Origin of the sequence: Acinetobacter sp. YH12094, from assembly GCF_013419295.1 — a bacterium.
Taxonomy (GTDB): Bacteria; Pseudomonadota; Gammaproteobacteria; order Pseudomonadales; family Moraxellaceae; genus Acinetobacter; species Acinetobacter amyesii.
Window position 1 is genome coordinate 262,861 of sequence record NZ_VPAK01000001.1, and the last position, 17,910, is coordinate 280,770.

Below are 17,910 nucleotides of genomic sequence, written 5' to 3' on the forward strand. Positions count from 1 at the left end.
TGTTATGCGCTCCGTTTTAAATAAGACTGGGCTACTTTTAAATAAATATTTGCAGCACCGCTCAGTTTTTCTTTTAGGCTTAAATGTGTTGGATATTCTTTGACAGCCAATTCAGCCACCAATTTAGGTAAAATTAACGCTTCCATTTTGTTGAGACAACGCACCAGTCGGATGGCATAAGACAAATCACCATCGGCGATCATGCGGTCATTGGCAAAGGCTTGTGCGGTACTTTCTTGAAATGAGAAGACCAAAAAGGCATGATTCAAATGCTTAAACGTAATGGTTAAGTCAGGCTTTTGAGTGCCGGGTGTGAGGAGTTTGAGTTGGTGGTCTTCCGTGACTTGCGCGACAAATGCAGCACCATTAGGAAAAACATTCATAGATAAAATAAAATTAACTGGAAATTTAGCAACTTCTTGTTTAATTTCTTCATCGACCTGGCTCGCCATGACCAGACCTCTGCCAATCACATCCATCATGAGTTTGACATAGGCCTGCTGGAGCGCGGGTTTAACGGATTTAGTTGCAATCACGTGTACATCCCTTATCTATAATTATTAATTTAGAGCTTTTACTCTAAATTATTTTATTTGAGAAAGCAAAGTCTTTTATAGTTGTTTGACTGTTACGTCTTTAAAGTAACCACTGTTTTTCAAAGTATCAATGATATCGACGCATAAGTTTTCAAATTTAGGGTAATCTTGCACCAAATCTTGTATACGAACCATTTCTAATCCAGCATAGCCACATGGATTAATGGTATGAAAACCAAATAGATCACAATCGATATTCAGTGCCAAACCGTGATAACTGCGGCCTTTACGAATTTTAAAACCGAGAGAACCAATTTTGCGTTCTGCAACATAAACACCCGGTGCATCAGGCTTGGCATAAGCGTCGATGCCGTACTTTTTCAGCAGTTCGATCATCAAGTTTTCTGCATAGGAAACCAGCGTACGCACGTTCCAACCTAAGCGATTTAAGTCAAACATGAAATAAGCTACCAACTGACCCGGTCCATGCCAAGTGACTTGTCCACCACGGTCTGTTTGTACCACAGGGATGTTACTTTGCACCAAAATATGTTCAGGTTTGCCAGCTTGCCCCTGAGTTAATACATCGGGATGTTGCAATATCCACAGCTCATCGGGTGAGTATTCATCTCGCTGTTCAGTGAGAGTTTTCATCTCTAAAAAGCGGTCTGCATAAGGGGTAAGGTGGTTATATTGACGAATGATTAATTCGGGTTTTTGAACAGTTTCAGTCACGCGTGTTGCGTCCTTTATGGTCAAACATAGAGTTTTATTATAATGAATTGGCAGAATAATGGGGGCGTTGAACGGTTTGAGTTGTAATTTAATGCTCTATTTTCACATAAAAAAACACGCTCGAAAGCGTGTTTTTCAGTACTTACAGTGCTGTCTTAATTAATGGACAAGCTGCAAGGTCTGCATAAACTGCGTGAACTTGTTCAAGCTCTTCAAAACGAAGATTTGCTGTTACTGAATGGTATTTACCTGTACGTGAAGGCGTTACAGTCATTTCACTGCCGTCAAATTCAGGAAAATGTTTAACGAAAATATCATTTACTGCCTGACGGAGTTCCGCGCCTGCAAGACCAATCAGTTTAATTGGATAATCCATCGGGAACACCCAAAGATGCTCTTGCAATTCACGTGAAGGAGCGCGATTAGTCATATCAGTCATGGGACACCTCATTAGAAAAAATACCTGCAATGAGCAGGTATTTTGTATTGTTTTGCTACATGCTCATATTATGGGGGAGAACCCCCCATATTCAAGCCTGCATTATCCTATAGATAGATTAGTCATTCTCAAGGAAAGAACGTAAGTGTTCAGAACGAGAAGGATGACGTAATTTACGTAAAGCTTTTGCTTCAATCTGACGAATACGTTCACGTGTTACGTCAAACTGTTTACCCACTTCTTCCAAGGTATGGTCGGTTGGCATATCGATACCGAATCGCATTTTCAAGACTTTCGCTTCACGTTCAGTCAAGTTTTCAAGAACTTCACGTGTTGCTTCTTTTAAGCCTTCTGACGTTGCAGCGTCAATAGGAGAGGTGATATTACCGTCTTCAATGAAATCACCAAGATGCGAATCTTCATCATCACCAATTGGTGTTTCCATTGAAATTGGTTCTTTCGCGATTTTAAGCACTTTACGAACTTTCACTTCGTCCATTTCTAGACGTTCACCTAATTCTTCTGGTGTAGGTTCACGACCCATTTCTTGAAGAAGTTGGCGAGATACACGGTTGATCTTGTTAATGGTTTCGATCATGTGTACTGGAATACGAATAGTACGTGCTTGGTCGGCAATCGAACGCGTAATCGCCTGACGAATCCACCAAGTTGCATAAGTAGAGAATTTATAACCACGACGATACTCGAATTTATCCACCGCTTTCATCAAGCCAATGTTACCTTCTTGGATCAAGTCGAGGAATTGCAAACCACGGTTGGTGTATTTTTTCGCAATCGAAATTACCAAACGTAAGTTCGCTTCAACCATTTCCTTTTTCGCACGGCGAGCTTTCGCTTCACCAATCGACATACGTTTAGAAATGTCTTTGATGCCTTTAACATCTAAACCAAGTTCTTTCTCGATGTCAGCGATTTTTTGTTGGAATGCCAGAACGTCAGGGCGGACTTTTTCAAGATAGCCTTTCATTTCTGCAGGTGCTTTAGCAATTTGTTCATCTAACCAAGCAAAGTTAGATTCTTGACCTGGGAAAGACGTACGGAATTGAGTACGGTCCATACGACCACGACGTACTGCATAGCGCATAACTTCACGTTCAGAAGTACGGATTTGGTCATGGGTATTACGAATCAAATCAGAAATGATGTCGAATAAACGTGGTGTGAATTTGAACATCATGAATACAGTTGCAAGTGCTTCAAGGGCAGCAGCAGCTTCTTTACTGTTACGACCATGTTTTTCAATTGCAGCTTTAGTGACTAACCATGCTTGTTCAAGCTCAGTGAAACGTGCTTTAGCAATTTCAGGATCTGGACCAGATTCGCCTTCAGAATCATCATCACCTTCAGACTCTTCTTCTTCATCGTCATCATCAAGTTTGACATCTTTAGTTGGCTTGTTGGTTGACGCTTCATCTTCATCGATCTCAGAATCATCTTCATCGATCACTTCTGGGATGGCTTCGTCAGATTCTGGATCTAAATAACCAGAAAGAATATCAGCTAAACGGCGTTCACCCGCTTCATAATCTTTATATTCTTGCAATACAACTTCGACTGCATTTGGCCAATAAGCAATAGAATGTAAAACGTCACGAATACCTTCTTCGATGCGTTTTGCAATGCTAATTTCGCCTTCACGTGTCAAAAGCTCAACTGTACCCATTTCGCGCATATACATACGCACAGGGTCAGTGGTACGACCGGGTTCATTTTCAACAGATGCAAGTACAGCAGCGGCTTCTTCTTCAGCAACTTCGTCAGTCGCTTCGCTGCCACCTTCAAACATTGTATCGTCAGTTTCTGGTGCACGATCATGTACCGGAATACCCACGTCATTCAACATCTGAATGATGTCTTCAATCTGTTCACTTTCAGTGATTGAGTCCGGGAGATGATCGTTAACCTCGGCGAAAGTTAGGTAACCTTGCTCTTTGCCTCGGCTAATCAGAGCCGCTACTTGAGAAGTAGGGGAAGTCATATCGCTCATCTTTGCTTACTCTTCGTTGAATCTGTGGCAGTAAAAAACCGTGCATTTTAGCACGATCGTCTCATTAAATCTTGTTAATAGCTGGCTTATCCCATTAGGACGGTACAGCATCAAGCTGTCCAATGAGATATTAAAAATTTAAATTCAGTAATTTAGGTGGGGCTGAAATTGTTGTTTTCAAGTTCATCCCATGCATCGATTATTTTACGAGTCATCTTTGACTGTCATAAAAATGAAGGACGCAGGGTGGATTATATCATGCCACAGGTTTTGGTAAGAAAAAAAGACCTATTTTTAAAGTTTAGTTGTTAAAAAAACAAATAAAACTTGACAATATTTTATATCCCATATAAATAGCGGCTAGACCCTTCAATTTTTTTCATTATGAGGTAGTTTTGGTGTCTTCTACAGATTTTGAACTAGATGATAACTACGGTGATGATGATGTGAATTTCGATGAGGCCAGTGCAAAAACTAGCGCGAAAGAATCGTTAGAAAAGCGCCGACTTATTGATGACCTTCTGGCTCAGCGCCGTCTTGAACGTGAGCTTAAAGATTTTGATTACGACATCGACGATGACGATGATTTTGATGACGAAGAAGACTAAATAGCGATTTAGCATAGCGTTTGAAAATGCTATGCTTACGCATTAAGTTTCTAACTCTGGATTTGAAATGAGTGCTTTAGATTTAGACCTTTTGAGTGACTATCTAGACGGCGATGACAACGAGCATGGTCTAGATTTTGCAGCGACTCATGGTTTTTTATGTGCAATTGCAGTAGGCCCAGCTTTTGATAAATGGCTAGACGAACTTTTTGATAACAATCAGAAAAAAGTACCTGCTGAAATTATAGCACAAGTAAAAGCATGGCTCGAATCGATTCGTCAGAATCTTGCCAATGAAGATGGTATTGAATTTCCATTTGAAATTGAAGAAGCCGATGTTGAATCAAGTCTTGGTGACTGGAGTGTTGGCTTCGTTGATGCCATGTTCCTAAACGAAGATGCATGGTTCACCGACGAGTTTGAAGAACAATTGGTAGATTTAACTTTGCCAATCATGGTGTTCAGCGGCATTGATGAAGAAGATCCACAAATGGAATCTTTCCGTCGTAATGGTCAGTTGATGGATGAACTTGCAGAAGAAATCCCAACCAATTTGAACGAATTATATTTGATGTATCACACACCAAATTAATTTCGACGAAATTTAAAAAAAGCACCTTGGGGTGCTTTTTTTAGTGCTAAACCTTTTCAATTCAAAGTTAGTCTAAAGGCTTAACTACGTTTGGCTTTTAAGAAGCTCTTTGCCATCCATCCAAAAGATAAAGCCAACATGAGGTAATGGATGAATAAGGTAAAGCTGATAGCAAGCAGCCAGACCCAAGCGGGTAATTGCGTTAGCGCCATTTGAATAAAGGCTTGGGTTTCAGGGAAGATCAAGAGACAAATGACTGTAGCAACGATACTGATGAGAACCGAAGCTAAAATACAGCTCCAAATCAAAGTTCGCTTTTCTAACTTATTTGGCACTCGCTGATGGTCTTTAACAAAGCTAGATGCTGCAGCAAGACCGCCCACGATGAGACAGGTAATAGATGAACCACCGGGTAAATCAAAGAAAGATTCGATGGCTGCGACAGCAACCATGGCGAGGGCATAAGCAATGCTAAATGTGATGATGTATTTTTTCATTATTCAATGTTCATATTTTCGTTATATAAAGGGAGAGTATAACTTACCCGAAGTTTCTTCACTGAATTTTAAGTTTTAGTGAAGGGTAATGTTTTAAATTTTAACGTAATACATTGAAAAAATTTATAATTTTTTAGCGCAATAGTCTGCATACCAACCATAGGCAATATGAAATATTGTGCCATGAATGGCGACCAAACAAAGCATAACCACAGCAGTTAGCCCGATGCCTGCATGATCTACAGACTTCATAATGCTTTCGGCATTGGGATTCATTAGCACCAAGAACAGCACAAAAAAGCTCCCAATAATGATTGCAACGGCACTGGAGCCCCAAACCAGTTGAATCTTTTCATGGTTGCTAGGCACGCGTTGTTCTTTCTTTACAAAATGCCCAACGCTGATTAATGCACATGCCACCAATGTAGGAATTAATGTAATACCACCTAGATTTAATCCAAAAATTAATACGGTAATCAAAAGCACCAAGGCGATGCTATAAACAGCAGCAAAGTGTAGGAGATAGTGTTTCATTTAAGCCCCAAAAATAAAAAATTAACGAGGTCGACGTTTATGTCGACGGTACAAAATCCAACTAATAATGATGACTGTGATCAGAATAATCACATGGCCAACTTTACTAAATATTTGCTGCATTAACTGCTGATTTTCACCTAAATAAAAACCCATACAAGCTAAAAAAGTGGTCCAAATAATCGTGCCTAAACCACTATAAAACATGAACTTCCAAAATGGCATGCGGCTCATTCCCGCAGGAATACTAATGAGAGAACGCACAGCTGGAATCATCCGGCCAAAAAATACAATGCGGTGACCGTATTGCTCAAACCATGCTAGAGATTTTTTTACATCTGCCGATTTGATAAATAAATACTTTCCATAGCGATCGACGAAGTGAAAGATAGATTCATGCTTAAACTTATAACCAATCCAATATAGCAATGCAGCCGCCAGTAAAGAGCCGACACAACCTGAAATAATGACACCAATGAGGAGTAGTTGACCTTGGGAGGCAGAATAGCCAGCCGAGGGCATAATGATTTCTGAGGGGATTGGGGGGAAGACATTGTCAAGGAACATGAGTAGGGCAATACCGAGATAACCCAATTGTTCCATGATTGAAATGATCCATTCAGTTAAAGTCATGGTAGCTAAGGCAGAGAAAAGGTGTATTTATCCTATGTTGAAAAGCGCAGTGGGTAAAGTTCCGTTTTAAATATTCCTGAAACCACCTAAGCAAAAACAACAAATATTGAGTTCATCTTGTATTAAGTAGCATGTAGGCTTAATGAGAAGGAAAATGTATCAATGCGTGATGGCATTAAGATATGCTGAATGGTATAAGGCTGAATAGCTGAATAATTGAAAGGCTTGGATCATAGTTTTTATAGTATTGAGTGTACGCTGTTCAGTTTGGATTTTATTTAGATTTCGGAGCTTTAGCAGCTTTAAAAATCGTTTTATGTACTGAACAGCGTAGGACAAAGTTGCAATAAGTGACGTTGTAAGGTGCGTAAATTAATCATCATGTTCCATATTTAACAGTGTGTGAATATAGACTTGGCGTAAGCATAGAGATAAAGCAAATGGAATCACACAAAGTCCAAGAATATTGAGCATAGTAGGTTGTAAGTGCAATGTATAAGCAATAAATAAGGCAAAAATTGCACCAATGCATGTAGCAATACTGACTATCAAAATATGCGACTGTTGGTTAAGGAGGTGTTTTAATTCTGTTACACTTTCTTTTACGTGTGGAGCGGGTAAAGCAAGGCGCCTTGAGGTTGCAATTGGAGAGTTGATTAATTTTGGCATAATGCTTTCCTTTTCAATTATCTATAATGATTTTCTCGGATCAATTGATCAGAATAAGCATAAATGCGCGAACTGATTCTCGTAAATAACCAGATATAGTTATTTTGTCAAAAAAATTAAGTCACTGTTGAGAATGCGTAAAAAAAGCCCTAAAAATAGGGCTTTTATTTATATATCGTTACAACAAATTTTCCTTAGAGACGCTTACGTTTTGCTGCCACAATTTGTGATTGACGCATACGGAAGCCTGCTTTTTGCTGTTCAGTAGTTTTGTCGATACAGTATTTGCATGATACGCCGTGTTCGTAGCTCGGAAGTTCAACTTCAGCAGGAGCCAGTGGCCAACCGCATGCGTGACATTTGATATTTTCGCCTTCTTCCATACCGTGAGTGACAGCAGTACGACCGTCAAATACGAAACATTCACCTTCCCACATGCTTTCTTCAACAGGGGTTTCTTCTAAATATTTTAAGATACCGCCTTTAAGGTGATAAACCTCATTAAAGCCTTCTTGAAGTAAAAGTGAGGTTGATTTTTCACAGCGAATACCGCCTGTACAGAACATGGCAATTTTCTTATCTTTATGCTGCTCAAGCTCTTTTTTCACGTATTCAGGGAATTCACGGAAAGTCTCAGTTTTCGGGTCAATCGCACCCTTAAATGTACCTGCTTTGTACTCATAGTCGTTACGTGTATCAATTAGGATTACGTCATCACGTGTAATTAGTTCATTCCATTCTTTAGGATCAAGATAGTGACCGACTAAATCACGTGGTTTCACTTCCACACCTAAAGTCACGATTTCTTTTTTCAGTTTGATCTTCATTTTACGGAATGGTTTATCCGTACTATGCGATTCTTTGTATTCCATCGCATTAAAGCCTTCATTGAGAAGGAATTGATGGATGATATCTACAGATTTACGGTCACCGGCAACAGTACCGTTAATACCTTCACCTGCCACAATTAGAGTACCGCAAAGGTTGATGGTTTTTACCAAGTCTAAAAGACGTTGTTGAAGATCGGCAGGATCTTGAACTTCTTTGAATTGATAAAGTGCGGCAACAACCCAACCAGAGGTCGCTTGCTGTTCTACAGGTGCAAGCTGTTCTACAGTAGCGTTCATGGAGTACTCCAAATGAATAAACAGGATAAAAATTAAGGCGCACATTCTACCGTGATTTGGATGAATAAGCGAGTAAAGCGGTGGCTTTTAACCACACATTTGATCATAGCTTCATTTCAGTAGTTTTAGCGTGTATAGTCATGCCGAGTTGTTTTTATCCCATAAATATTGATTGAATGGAGCCGGTTTTGAGTACTGATCGTCGAATTGCCTCGTTGACCCCATGCGCAGGGCGTTGTTCTACGGTATTTGGTGATTCAGTCTGTCGTGGTTGCCGCCGCTTTAACCATGAAGTCATAAAATGGAATACCTATACAGCAGAGCAACACACGGCCATTTGGTGTCGTTTAGATGCACAATTAGATCAAATTTTAATACCGATGTTGCCGCAAGCAGATATCATCCATGTCGAAGGCTTTGTCTTGTCTAAGCGAGTTCGCTTACGTCCAGATGCAAGCAAAGGCCGTAAACTGTATCACGCACTCAAGCTCTGCGAAAAAAACCGTCATTTCACAGATGAAAGTGGACTCGGGATACATTACAAACAAGTGCGACCGTTGTGGGATGAATTTGAGCGTCGTATTTTAGCACTTGCCACAGCCAGCTATGATTTGGCATTTTTAAGAGCAGATGCCATTCGCTTGCATTTATTGCAAAACATGGATGAAGAGGACTAAGTCCTCTTTTTTTATTTATGAAATTTATCTTGATGTAAAAAAATAAGTGAAGGAATTTCAGCGTGAATTATTCGGAGTACTTTTTATATTGTGTGGCAGTCATCGTGATGATTGCAACACCTGGACCTGTCATGCTGTTGGTCGCAAGTTCAGGTTTACAAGGCGGATATAAAAAGGCATTTCAAACCATTGTCGGGACAAATTTTGCGTCACTGATTTTGATTGTGCTGTCAGTGTGTATTTTAAAAGGCATTTTAAATGTTAATGCGCATTGGCTCGATGGCATTAAAATACTGGGTTGTTTATATATTGCTTATATTGGTTTTGATATTTTAAAAGAAGTAACGATACAGCCCACTGCACAATCTCTGCAGTTAAAAGCAGCACAAGGGGGTTTTAAGCAAGGACTAATTGTGGGGATTTCAAATCCTAAGGATATTATTTTCTTCGCGTCATTTTTTCCGCAGTTTGTAGGAATTACTCCTCATCTTAATCTGAGTTTAATTGTGTTGACCCTGAGTTGGATCGTTTTAGATTTCGCAACTTTGTCTTTGGTGTATTTGTCTTTTCATCGATTGTCGAAATCACGCTGGTATAAAAAATTGTTGGCACTGTGTGGGCTGATTTTAGTGGTGGTTGCCATCTATGGCATCTATAGCATATTCACGGCTTAATTCTTAACTTGAAACGTCTATTAAAAAAATAAAAAGGCTGATTAAATCAGCCTTTTTTATGAACGTGTAGAGCTTTAATTAATTCGCACTAGAGATTGTGCTGTAAACGATATTGCACAATTTCTTCAATGGTGAGTACAGTCAAATGATGGGTTTGTGCATACGCTAAAACTTGTATGCCATTGGCCATTGTGCCGTCTGGGTTGGTTAATTCACACAAAACACCTGCAGGTTTTAAACCGGCCAGACGTGCCAAATCAATGGTGCCTTCAGTATGTCCGCGACGGGTCAATACGCCGCCTTCACGCGCACGTAAAGGAAAAACATGACCCGGACGGTTTAAGTCACTAGCCACAGCACCATCTTTAATTGCGGCTTTGACTGTAGTTGTTCGGTCTTTTGCTGAAACGCCAGTAGTAACACCTTCCGCAGCTTCAATGGTTACGGTAAAGGCAGTTTTAAAATGGCTAGAGTTATCAGACACCATGGGTGGAAGTTCTAAATGATTAGCCTGAGCATCGGTTAAACACAGGCAGACAATCCCTGAACCGTCACGAATCATGCGTGCCATGGTTTCTACAGTCAGTGTTTCTGCAGCAACAATCAGGTCGGCTTCATTTTCACGGTCAAAATCGTCCATGACTAAAACAGGCTTGCCATGACGAATGTCTTCTAAGGCTTGCAGCATTCGCAGTTCTGCAGGTGGAAGGGCAGAAAAGAAAATTTCGGGTTGAATTAAACTAGACATTGAAACGCTCGCGTAAATTTTAGATACGGTTGAACATTTCAGGACATGTGAAATAGTGGCGTTACGATATATATTGAAAATGATCAATGATATAGAGATGTGACGTCGTCTTCTTTCATCCGGACTATACCGTCGGCTCAGGTATTGCACCTGATCTGCGAATCGCGTTTAAACGATTGGCTCGTGGGCTTTTTGTAGGGCTTTCAACCCAGCAAATTTACCACCGGTGGGGAATTTCACCCCGCCCTGAAGCGATGTGTCTTGAGTATAGACCTGTTTGAGTGATGATGGGGGATTATTGCTTAGAATCATTTGCAAAATTTTAGATAAGTAAATTTATAAGATTGGATTTGTAAGCATTTATATAAAGTGTGTCAAAGCATGCTATCGTGCCGATAAATCAACCATGATTGCATAATGATAAAAAATGACCGCTCCTCAGCATTCTCAGCAGCAGAATATAAAGCTGCATCGTTCACAGTTAGATCAAGAGTTTTCAACAGGTCTGTTCCAAGATGTACAGGTCATTCGGTATCTGCAAGTGATCGGTGTTGCACTGATAGCAGCCAGTTTCGTGTATTTGATCGCGGCAAACTGGTTGATGTTGCCAAAATTCATTCAATTAGCAATTCCAATGTTGCTGTTAGTACTTAGTGCTGTGACGAGTGTATATTTTGCAAGTCGTGTTTGGATTCAGCAAAGTTTAGATACTTTAAGCGGTTTGTTGCTTGGATTGTGTTTGGCTGTGATTGGGCAGGTCTATCAAACAGGTGCGGACAGTTATCTGTTATTTTTAGTCTGGGCTTTGCTGCTTTTACCTTGGTTATATCGACCGAATACCGGAGTCTTTGCGTTACTGTGTTTGATCAGTCAATTGGCATTATTTTTATATTTTAAACAAAGCTATTTAATCGTTGATCATTCATGGTGGTATTTACTTTGTATGAATATATTGACGGCAATATGTGTGACCTTGTGTTTGAAATATTATGCTGCACTGCGCTTTGTATTTATTGCATTCATTACATTAATGTCGATGTATTGCATGTTTTTATATTGTGGAAATGGGGTAGAGCAGTATCAATGGCAATATTTAATTTTTGCCTTGTTGCTTCCAATTTATCTGATTATCTATTTTTATCGACAACAGCGTGCATTAGAAACCAGTTTACAAACTGCGGGTCTTGCCGCGAGTTTCAGTATTTTGATTTTCCAATGGGCAGAACATATTTTATCTGATTCGATTACAGGATTGTTGGTTTTTGCTTTGCTGATATTTGCTTGGTTTGCGGTGATCAGTTTGGCACTGATGAAATTTCTGCCAAAGACTAAATTTGCGGTTATTCCTTTAGCGATTGGGGCATGGCTGGCAGGCATTATTTTGTCGAGTTTATTGCTGACCTATTGGAAGGCGTTTTCGATCGTCATGGGCTTGGTTTTTTTGGGTGTGGCTTGGTGGTTGATTCGACATGCTAAGAGTATCTTTAGTCGCCAATTTGCTTACTGCTTATGGGTATGTGGCCAATCTGCGGTCTTCATTCATACAGAGAGCTTAACCAATAGCATTTCGTTTATTTTAGTGTTGCAAATTGGCGTTATATTGCTCTGTTTATTTAGTCGAATGCATTGGTTTATTGTTTTTATTCAACTCATTGCAGGATACGGCCTTGCAGTGGTCACACTATTTGATGCCGATCTTTTTATGAGCGATGAACATGTCATCTTAGCTGTGACTGGATTGAATTATATTCTACTGATTTTCTTGCTCGGGAGTGCAACAGCTTGGTTGCACTCGATGTATCGAAAAAGCATTGTGTTATGGATGTTATGCATCGTATTGGCGGGTGTGGTGTTGCAGACGTTGTCAAATAACATTCTACAGTTTGAACAGACCCAACATGGTGTTCTTGACCTGTTTATCGGTTATCTGTTGCCTGTAGTTTGGCTTGGCCTTTACATCGCAAATCAGAAAAAACAGGCGGGGAGCGAAAAATGGTTGTTACTGCTATTGGGTCTTGTGCTGATTGCGATGGGTTATTTTGAAATTTTCTTATTATTGGTTTTATTGGCATGGGCGCAGGTCTATCAGCAATCTTTGGTTAAAGCCCTGAGCATCGTGTTGATCATTTTTAGCTTATGGATGCTGTACTACAATTTGGGTCTGAGTTTTTTATTAAAAAGTTTAACGATTTTGATCTCTGGCCTTTTGCTGCTTGGCATTACCAAGATGTTATCTGCGATACAGCTTAAACAAGGGGGAGATGTGTGATGACCATACTTAATAAAAAAATACTTCCTGTTGGTTTGGTTGTACTCAGTATTCTTTTATTTGTGCTGATGATTGCACGTCATGAATGGCATCTGGCAAACAGTCAGAGTATTTATGTAAAGCTGCAGCCTGTCGATCCACGCTCTTTGATTCAAGGTGATTATATGGCCTTGAATTATCAGCTCTATTTTGGTGGTCAGCCTTCTGAAGAGCAATCTGCCAATAGGCAGACAGCCAAAGTGAACGATGCTGAAAATTTACACCGTGACTATTTTGTCGATCAAAAAAGTATTGTGAGTTATGTGCAGCTTGATGCACAGCGTAGAGTGATTCGAACCAGTTTCAACCCAGAGTTGTTAGCGCAGTATCCAAGCTCATCTACAAAACTGGTGCTCAAAAATCCTGACAATAGATTTGAGGGTTTATATCCCGCTGCGAGAAGCTTTTTATTTGCTGAAGGCTTGGAGTCGTGCTATCGCGATGCGCAATATGCAGAGCTAAAGGTACAAGAAAATGGTCAGCCTTTGTTGGTGGGTTTGGTCGGAGAGCATTTACAGCCCTTTGATTGTAAACAAAACCAAGCATGGTGGAAGGGCCCGAGAGCAGGGGAGATAAGTTGAGCTGTTGAGTTGTATGTAGTGATATGCGTCTAATACTGAATTTTTGCAGTCAATAATGCATAGTTCAGCCATAAAAAAGCCCGCAAATTTTGCGGGCTTTTTAGAATCTTTAAATGCTTGAACTAAGCGACTTGAACTGGAATACAGTTCGCTGTGTGGTTCACCGTGTTGTTTGGGTTCGCGTAGACTAAGCGTGGCTTATGTGCATTTGCTTCAGCTTCTGTGAAATCACCAAAAGTTGCGATAATCAACAAGTCGCCAATATCTGCTTGGTGAGCAGCACCGCCATTTACAGAGATAATGCCAGAACCTTCTTCACCACGAATGGCATAAGTGGTAAAACGCTTACCATTAGTCACGTTCCACATATGAATTTCTTCATATTCACGGATACCGGCTAAATCTAGAAGAATACCGTCAATTGCACAAGAACCTTCATAATGTAATTCTGCTTGTGTAACGACGCAACGGTGGATTTTAGCTTTTAATAAACGAGATAGCATGGCTAGCGTCTCCTTGGTAGACCTAAGATCGTATCTTATGGTGGAACAATCTCTTGAATGCTGGGTGAGCAGTCAAATGCAAGCGCATTTTGCTCTGAAATCATTCAGATGGCAATAAGTATTGTTCAACAATTTGTGGAATTGTCAGTTCTATTTGTAAGCGTTGATCTGGTTCATGGCTTGCTGAATCTCACCACTTACCAACAATTTAGTACGTGATAAGGCATGTGCAATAGCATCATCCATTAAACCTTGTTCACTACTTGGTGCTTTACCTAAGACATGGCCTGAGACACGTTCTTTAGAACCAGGATGACCAATACCAATACGTAAACGATGGAAATTTGGACCAATATGCGGGACGATATCGCGTAAACCATTATGACCACCATGACCACCGCCAGTTTTCAGGCGAATGACACCAGGGTTCATATCAAGTTCATCGTGTGCGATAAGCATTGCTTCAGGAGCAATTTGATAGAATTTAGCGAAGGGAACAACACTTTGACCAGAGAGATTCATAAAGGTTGTAGGTAACAGCAGACGAACGTCTTGACCTTCGATATTACCACGACCACTGATGCCTTTATATTTAGGATCAGCTTTGAGTTGGATGCCATATTGATCTGCAAGGCGTTCTACAAACCAGAAGCCTGCATTATGGCGGGTTTGGGCATACTCAGAACCTGGGTTACCCAAACCAACAATCAGTGAAAGTTTACTCACTCATTTACACCATTTAACACTTATGCGCGTTTGAAGTCAGCGTGCATAGGAGTGTTTTTAGCTGGGTGACGTTGTAAAGCTTGGATTTTAACGCTTTCAGCTTTACCGTCAATGTTGATTTCAACAACTTCTTCAAAGAATGCGTTGTTTTCTAAAGCTTTAACAAGTTCGCGAAGTTCCAAAGTAACTGCTACAGGTTCAGCTGCACCACCGTAGATGATTGCTGGTACTTTATTTTGAAGACGAAGGCGGCGGCTCGAACCTTTCCCTTGTACTGCTTCTTCACGTGCTACTGCATTTAATACGAAGTTTGCCATGATAGACATTCCTATTTAAGTTTAATTAACTAGACCTTCGACCAGTCTAGTGATAGAAAGCCCCACCAAAAGGCAGGGCTTTTAAATTTAGCGCTATATTATAGATAAGAATCAAACATTGCGCTAATAGATTCTTCGTTGTTAATACGACGAATTGTTTCAGCAACCATACTTGCAACTGAAACTTGGCGAATCTTACCAAGAGCTTGAGCTTCTTCTGAAAGCGGAATAGTGTCTGTTACAACCAATTCGTCAATCACAGAGTTTTTCAAGTTTTCTAAAGCTTTACCAGAAAGTACAGGGTGAGTTGCGTAAGCAACAACTTTGCGAGCACCAAAAGTTTTTAGTGCGTCAGCAGCTTTACACAATGTACCTGCTGTATCCACCATATCATCAACGATGACACAGTCACGGCCTTTAACGTCACCGATCAAGTGCATTACTTGAGATTCATTCGCTTTTTGACGGCGTTTGTCGATGATCGCAAGATCGATATCACCCATTTGCTTAGCTACAGCACGCGCACGTACTACACCACCAACGTCAGGAGAAACAACCATTAAGTTGTCGTGTGACTGTTGACGAAGATCTGCTAAAAGTGCAGGAGTACCGTAGATGTTGTCTACAGGAATATCGAAGAAACCTTGGATTTGGTCAGCATGAAGGTCGATCATGACAACGCGGTCAATACCAACAGTTGTGAGCATATCTGCAACAACTTTTGCTGTAATTGGCACACGGCTTGAACGTGGACGACGGTCTTGACGAGCATAACCAAAATAAGGAATGACAGCAGTGATACGACCAGCACTTGCTCGACGCAAAGCATCAGCCATAACTAAGATTTCCATAAGGTTATCGTTAGTTGGAGCACAAGTTGGTTGTACGATGAATACGTCTTTACCACGAACATTTTCAGTAATTTCGACAGCGATTTCACCGTCAGAAAATTGACCTACAGATGCAGCACCTAGAGGGATGTGGAGGTGGCTAACGACTTTTTGGGCGAATTGTGGATGTGCAGATCCACTAAAAACGACAAGATTGGGCATGAAGCACCCTTGGCGGTTGGCAAATTGGAAAATTAGATGGCAGGGGCGGCTGGATTCGAACCAACGGATGCCGAGATCAAAACCCGGTGCCTTACCACTTGGCGACGCCCCTAATGCGGCAGAACTTTAATATTTTTACGGTATTTTGTCAAGTTGAAACAACAAAGATACTGCAAATTATGCTCTGTCTTTTTTGAAGTAAATGGCAGGGGCGGCTGGATTCGAACCAACGGATGCCGAGATCAAAACCCGGTGCCTTACCACTTGGCGACGCCCCTAAATTGATGAAATAGCGAATAAAGTAAATGGCAGGGGCGGCTGGATTCGAACCAACGGATGCCGAGATCAAAACCCGGTGCCTTACCACTTGGCGACGCCCCTAATACTTTACAGCAATTACATCTACAGGTGAAAAATGATGGCAGGGGCGGCTGGATTCGAACCAACGGATGCCGAGATCAAAACCCGGTGCCTTACCACTTGGCGACGCCCCTATATCAAACTTCAAAATGACGTAATGGTGATTCTTGCAAACTGCGAACCAAGTAAGATTTACATGGTGCATTTTTCAATATGTCATCAATATTCATATTTTCAGTCACTTCAGTAAATACACAAGCACCTGTACCTGTAAGCTTTGCTGTACCGAACTGATCTAAGTACCGCATTGCTTCATCGACTTCGGGATATAAGCTTCGTGCCACAGGCTCAAAGTTATTTCCAAAATCAGATGGTGTTTCCTGATAGCCGCAAAATTTAGTGGGCTTTGAGTCTCTTGTCAACGTTTTTTGTGAAAAAAGCAGTTGAGTGCTGATAAAACAGTCAGGTTTTAACACAATGTACTGTTTTTGAGCTAAATCTATGAATGTTAAGTGTTCACCGATGCCTTCTGCCCATGCATTTAGACCATGTACAAACACGGGAATATCTGCTCCAAGTTGTAAGCCGAGCTCTGCAAGTTGTTCGGTATTTAGACCGCATTTCCATAGTTGATTAAGCACGATTAGGGTGGTGGCTGCATTGGATGAACCACCGCCGAGCCCTGCACCCATCGGAATATTTTTTTCAATGTGGATTTTTTGTGCAGTTAGTGCTTTAGCAAACGGTTTGAGTATTTGAGCAGCACGATAAATTAAATTTTGCTCTAGATTGACGCTGTTTAAGCCCTCAATTTGAATAAAATCTTCATCAGCAGAATTTGCACGTGGATGAAATTCCATCCAATCCGATAAATCGATGAGCTGAAAAATCGTTTGTAATTCGTGATATCCATTCGGACGTCGGCCAGTAATGTGCAAAAACAAATTGAGTTTTGCAGGAGAAGGTACACGAATCATGGAAGTCATAGTTCAGCTTTTAGGCAAATTAACGATTTTGAATCACCATTGTAATACGATTTTCCTGACCGGATTCAAGTGCTTGTTTTAAAATTAACTTGTTCGGTACCGTCGCAGTCTCGTTATAGCTCAGGTCTACGGTCCAACCATCTTCAATAATCTGTTGGGGGCGCTGCGCAGTATCGCGTTGAATTTTTGCTTGTGTGGTTGCAGGGCGCGCCTGTACCCAGTCGATGAGGTGGGTAATGGGAGCTTGCCAACCGGTAGCACGCTCGAGTAATTCTTCTGGTGTTGCTGCTTCAATCAAACCGGTTTTTGCACTATTGAGTTGAACTTGACCGGGTTTACCGCTGATTTGAGTTTTTCCAACACCTAATATGCCACTCAGTTCAATGTCATATTCATTGCGGTCTTGAACCCAAGTAAAAAAAGCACTTCCTGACTGTTGTGGCGTGCGCACACCAATCTTACCTTGTAAGTTGAATTGATTTGCAGCGACCTCTTCAGGGCTAGGTTGAGCGGGTGTTTTAACATATTGCTGACAACCGGTAAAAAATAAAGCGCAGCAGGTCAGGGCAGATACCCCAAATTTTGAAGATACTTGCATAA

At 40.8% G+C, this 17,910-nt stretch carries 22 protein-coding genes, 4 tRNA genes and 1 riboswitch; of the genes, 6 read left to right on the forward strand and 20 right to left on the reverse strand.

The features are described 5' to 3' along the window. Positions 1-2: 2 nt before the first annotated feature. The 4 genes from FTU34_RS01245 to rpoD all read right to left on the reverse strand — a co-directional run bounded on the left by FTU34_RS01245 (position 3) and on the right by rpoD (position 3,718). Positions 3-536 carry a hypothetical protein gene (locus FTU34_RS01245; protein ID WP_180011534.1) on the reverse strand — a complete coding sequence of 178 codons (534 nt, stop codon included), beginning with the start codon at positions 534-536 and terminating at the stop codon, positions 3-5. 75 nt (positions 537-611) lie between these two features. Further along, the gene (lipB, locus tag FTU34_RS01250) at positions 612-1,271 is read right to left on the reverse strand and encodes a lipoyl(octanoyl) transferase LipB (protein WP_180023222.1); all 660 of its coding nucleotides are present in this window, start codon (positions 1,269-1,271) and stop codon (positions 612-614) included. 142 nt (positions 1,272-1,413) lie between these two features. After that, positions 1,414-1,701: a YbeD family protein gene (locus tag FTU34_RS01255; RefSeq protein WP_078192402.1), complete on the reverse strand. Its 288-nt coding sequence runs from the start codon at positions 1,699-1,701 to the stop codon at positions 1,414-1,416. A gap of 127 nt (positions 1,702-1,828) precedes the next feature. Next, positions 1,829-3,718, reverse strand: coding sequence for an RNA polymerase sigma factor RpoD (gene rpoD, locus FTU34_RS01260; protein WP_078192191.1), 1,890 nt, complete (start codon positions 3,716-3,718; stop codon positions 1,829-1,831). A 398-nt stretch (positions 3,719-4,116) separates the two neighbouring features. On the opposite strand from rpoD, the gene FTU34_RS01265 reads away from it, so the two are divergent. Continuing rightward, positions 4,117-4,326, forward strand: coding sequence for a PA3496 family putative envelope integrity protein (locus FTU34_RS01265; RefSeq protein ID WP_078191373.1), 210 nt, complete (start codon positions 4,117-4,119; stop codon positions 4,324-4,326). Between the two features lie 67 nt (positions 4,327-4,393). After that, positions 4,394-4,918, forward strand: a complete 525-nt coding sequence (locus FTU34_RS01270) for a YecA family protein (RefSeq protein WP_078191372.1) — start codon at positions 4,394-4,396, stop codon at positions 4,916-4,918. Between the two features lie 80 nt (positions 4,919-4,998). Here FTU34_RS01270 and FTU34_RS01275 read toward each other — a convergent pair whose 3' ends face one another. The 5 genes from FTU34_RS01275 to FTU34_RS01295 all read right to left on the reverse strand — a co-directional run bounded on the left by FTU34_RS01275 (position 4,999) and on the right by FTU34_RS01295 (position 8,378). After that, positions 4,999-5,415: an ABZJ_00895 family protein gene (locus FTU34_RS01275; protein ID WP_180034457.1), complete on the reverse strand. Its 417-nt coding sequence runs from the start codon at positions 5,413-5,415 to the stop codon at positions 4,999-5,001. A 123-nt stretch (positions 5,416-5,538) separates the two neighbouring features. After that, positions 5,539-5,949, reverse strand: a complete 411-nt coding sequence (locus tag FTU34_RS01280; RefSeq protein ID WP_111885304.1) for an ABZJ_00895 family protein — start codon at positions 5,947-5,949, stop codon at positions 5,539-5,541. Between the two features lie 21 nt (positions 5,950-5,970). Next, on the reverse strand, positions 5,971-6,582 hold the full coding sequence (locus FTU34_RS01285) for a DedA family protein (protein WP_168378111.1): 612 nt from the start codon (positions 6,580-6,582) through the stop codon (positions 5,971-5,973). A gap of 372 nt (positions 6,583-6,954) precedes the next feature. Further along, a complete protein-coding gene (locus FTU34_RS01290) occupies positions 6,955-7,251 on the reverse strand; it encodes a hypothetical protein (RefSeq protein WP_180034456.1) in 297 nt (98 codons plus the stop codon). Between the two features lie 194 nt (positions 7,252-7,445). Further along, positions 7,446-8,378: a rhodanese-related sulfurtransferase gene (locus FTU34_RS01295; protein WP_111885306.1), complete on the reverse strand. Its 933-nt coding sequence runs from the start codon at positions 8,376-8,378 to the stop codon at positions 7,446-7,448. Between the two features lie 188 nt (positions 8,379-8,566). Between FTU34_RS01295 and FTU34_RS01300 the strand changes: the two genes are divergently transcribed. Next, positions 8,567-9,055, forward strand: a complete 489-nt coding sequence (locus tag FTU34_RS01300) for a DUF1289 domain-containing protein (protein ID WP_180034455.1) — start codon at positions 8,567-8,569, stop codon at positions 9,053-9,055. 62 nt (positions 9,056-9,117) lie between these two features. Next, positions 9,118-9,729: a LysE family translocator gene (locus FTU34_RS01305; RefSeq protein WP_180034454.1), complete on the forward strand. Its 612-nt coding sequence runs from the start codon at positions 9,118-9,120 to the stop codon at positions 9,727-9,729. A gap of 88 nt (positions 9,730-9,817) precedes the next feature. Here the strand turns inward: FTU34_RS01305 and ribB are convergent, their stop codons facing one another. Continuing rightward, positions 9,818-10,477: a 3,4-dihydroxy-2-butanone-4-phosphate synthase gene (gene ribB / locus FTU34_RS01310; RefSeq protein WP_180034453.1), complete on the reverse strand. Its 660-nt coding sequence runs from the start codon at positions 10,475-10,477 to the stop codon at positions 9,818-9,820. Between the two features lie 103 nt (positions 10,478-10,580). Next, a riboswitch (FMN riboswitch) is annotated at positions 10,581-10,734 on the reverse strand. Between the two features lie 170 nt (positions 10,735-10,904). Between ribB and FTU34_RS01315 the strand changes: the two genes are divergently transcribed. Both FTU34_RS01315 and FTU34_RS01320 read left to right on the forward strand, forming a co-directional pair. Further along, complete coding sequence (locus tag FTU34_RS01315; RefSeq protein ID WP_180034452.1) at positions 10,905-12,746, forward strand: DUF2157 domain-containing protein; 1,842 nt, start codon at positions 10,905-10,907, stop codon at positions 12,744-12,746. Then, positions 12,746-13,366: a GDYXXLXY domain-containing protein gene (locus FTU34_RS01320; protein WP_180034451.1), complete on the forward strand. Its 621-nt coding sequence runs from the start codon at positions 12,746-12,748 to the stop codon at positions 13,364-13,366. Before FTU34_RS01315 ends, FTU34_RS01320 begins: the two co-directional genes overlap by 1 nt. A gap of 122 nt (positions 13,367-13,488) precedes the next feature. Here the strand turns inward: FTU34_RS01320 and panD are convergent, their stop codons facing one another. From panD to lolB, 10 genes are all read right to left on the reverse strand, one after another. Further along, the gene (gene panD, locus FTU34_RS01325) at positions 13,489-13,869 is read right to left on the reverse strand and encodes an aspartate 1-decarboxylase (protein ID WP_078191363.1); all 381 of its coding nucleotides are present in this window, start codon (positions 13,867-13,869) and stop codon (positions 13,489-13,491) included. A 150-nt stretch (positions 13,870-14,019) separates the two neighbouring features. Further along, positions 14,020-14,595, reverse strand: coding sequence for an aminoacyl-tRNA hydrolase (gene pth / locus FTU34_RS01330; protein WP_180034450.1), 576 nt, complete (start codon positions 14,593-14,595; stop codon positions 14,020-14,022). Positions 14,596-14,615: 20 nt separating this feature from the next. Next, positions 14,616-14,912: a 50S ribosomal protein L25 gene (rplY, locus tag FTU34_RS01335; RefSeq protein ID WP_078192179.1), complete on the reverse strand. Its 297-nt coding sequence runs from the start codon at positions 14,910-14,912 to the stop codon at positions 14,616-14,618. A 98-nt stretch (positions 14,913-15,010) separates the two neighbouring features. Next, a complete protein-coding gene (locus FTU34_RS01340) occupies positions 15,011-15,964 on the reverse strand; it encodes a ribose-phosphate pyrophosphokinase (protein ID WP_078191360.1) in 954 nt (317 codons plus the stop codon). 37 nt (positions 15,965-16,001) lie between these two features. Next, a tRNA-Gln gene (locus FTU34_RS01345) sits at positions 16,002-16,076 on the reverse strand. 91 nt (positions 16,077-16,167) lie between these two features. Next, positions 16,168-16,242 (reverse strand) — tRNA-Gln (locus FTU34_RS01350). A gap of 28 nt (positions 16,243-16,270) precedes the next feature. Then, positions 16,271-16,345 (reverse strand) — tRNA-Gln (locus tag FTU34_RS01355). A 38-nt stretch (positions 16,346-16,383) separates the two neighbouring features. Beyond that, positions 16,384-16,458, reverse strand: a tRNA-Gln gene (locus tag FTU34_RS01360). Between the two features lie 3 nt (positions 16,459-16,461). Next, positions 16,462-17,301 carry a 4-(cytidine 5'-diphospho)-2-C-methyl-D-erythritol kinase gene (gene ispE, locus FTU34_RS01365; protein ID WP_180034597.1) on the reverse strand — a complete coding sequence of 280 codons (840 nt, stop codon included), beginning with the start codon at positions 17,299-17,301 and terminating at the stop codon, positions 16,462-16,464. A gap of 28 nt (positions 17,302-17,329) precedes the next feature. Continuing rightward, positions 17,330-17,908, reverse strand: a complete 579-nt coding sequence (gene lolB / locus FTU34_RS01370) for a lipoprotein insertase outer membrane protein LolB (RefSeq protein ID WP_180034449.1) — start codon at positions 17,906-17,908, stop codon at positions 17,330-17,332. Positions 17,909-17,910: the final 2 nt, after the last annotated feature.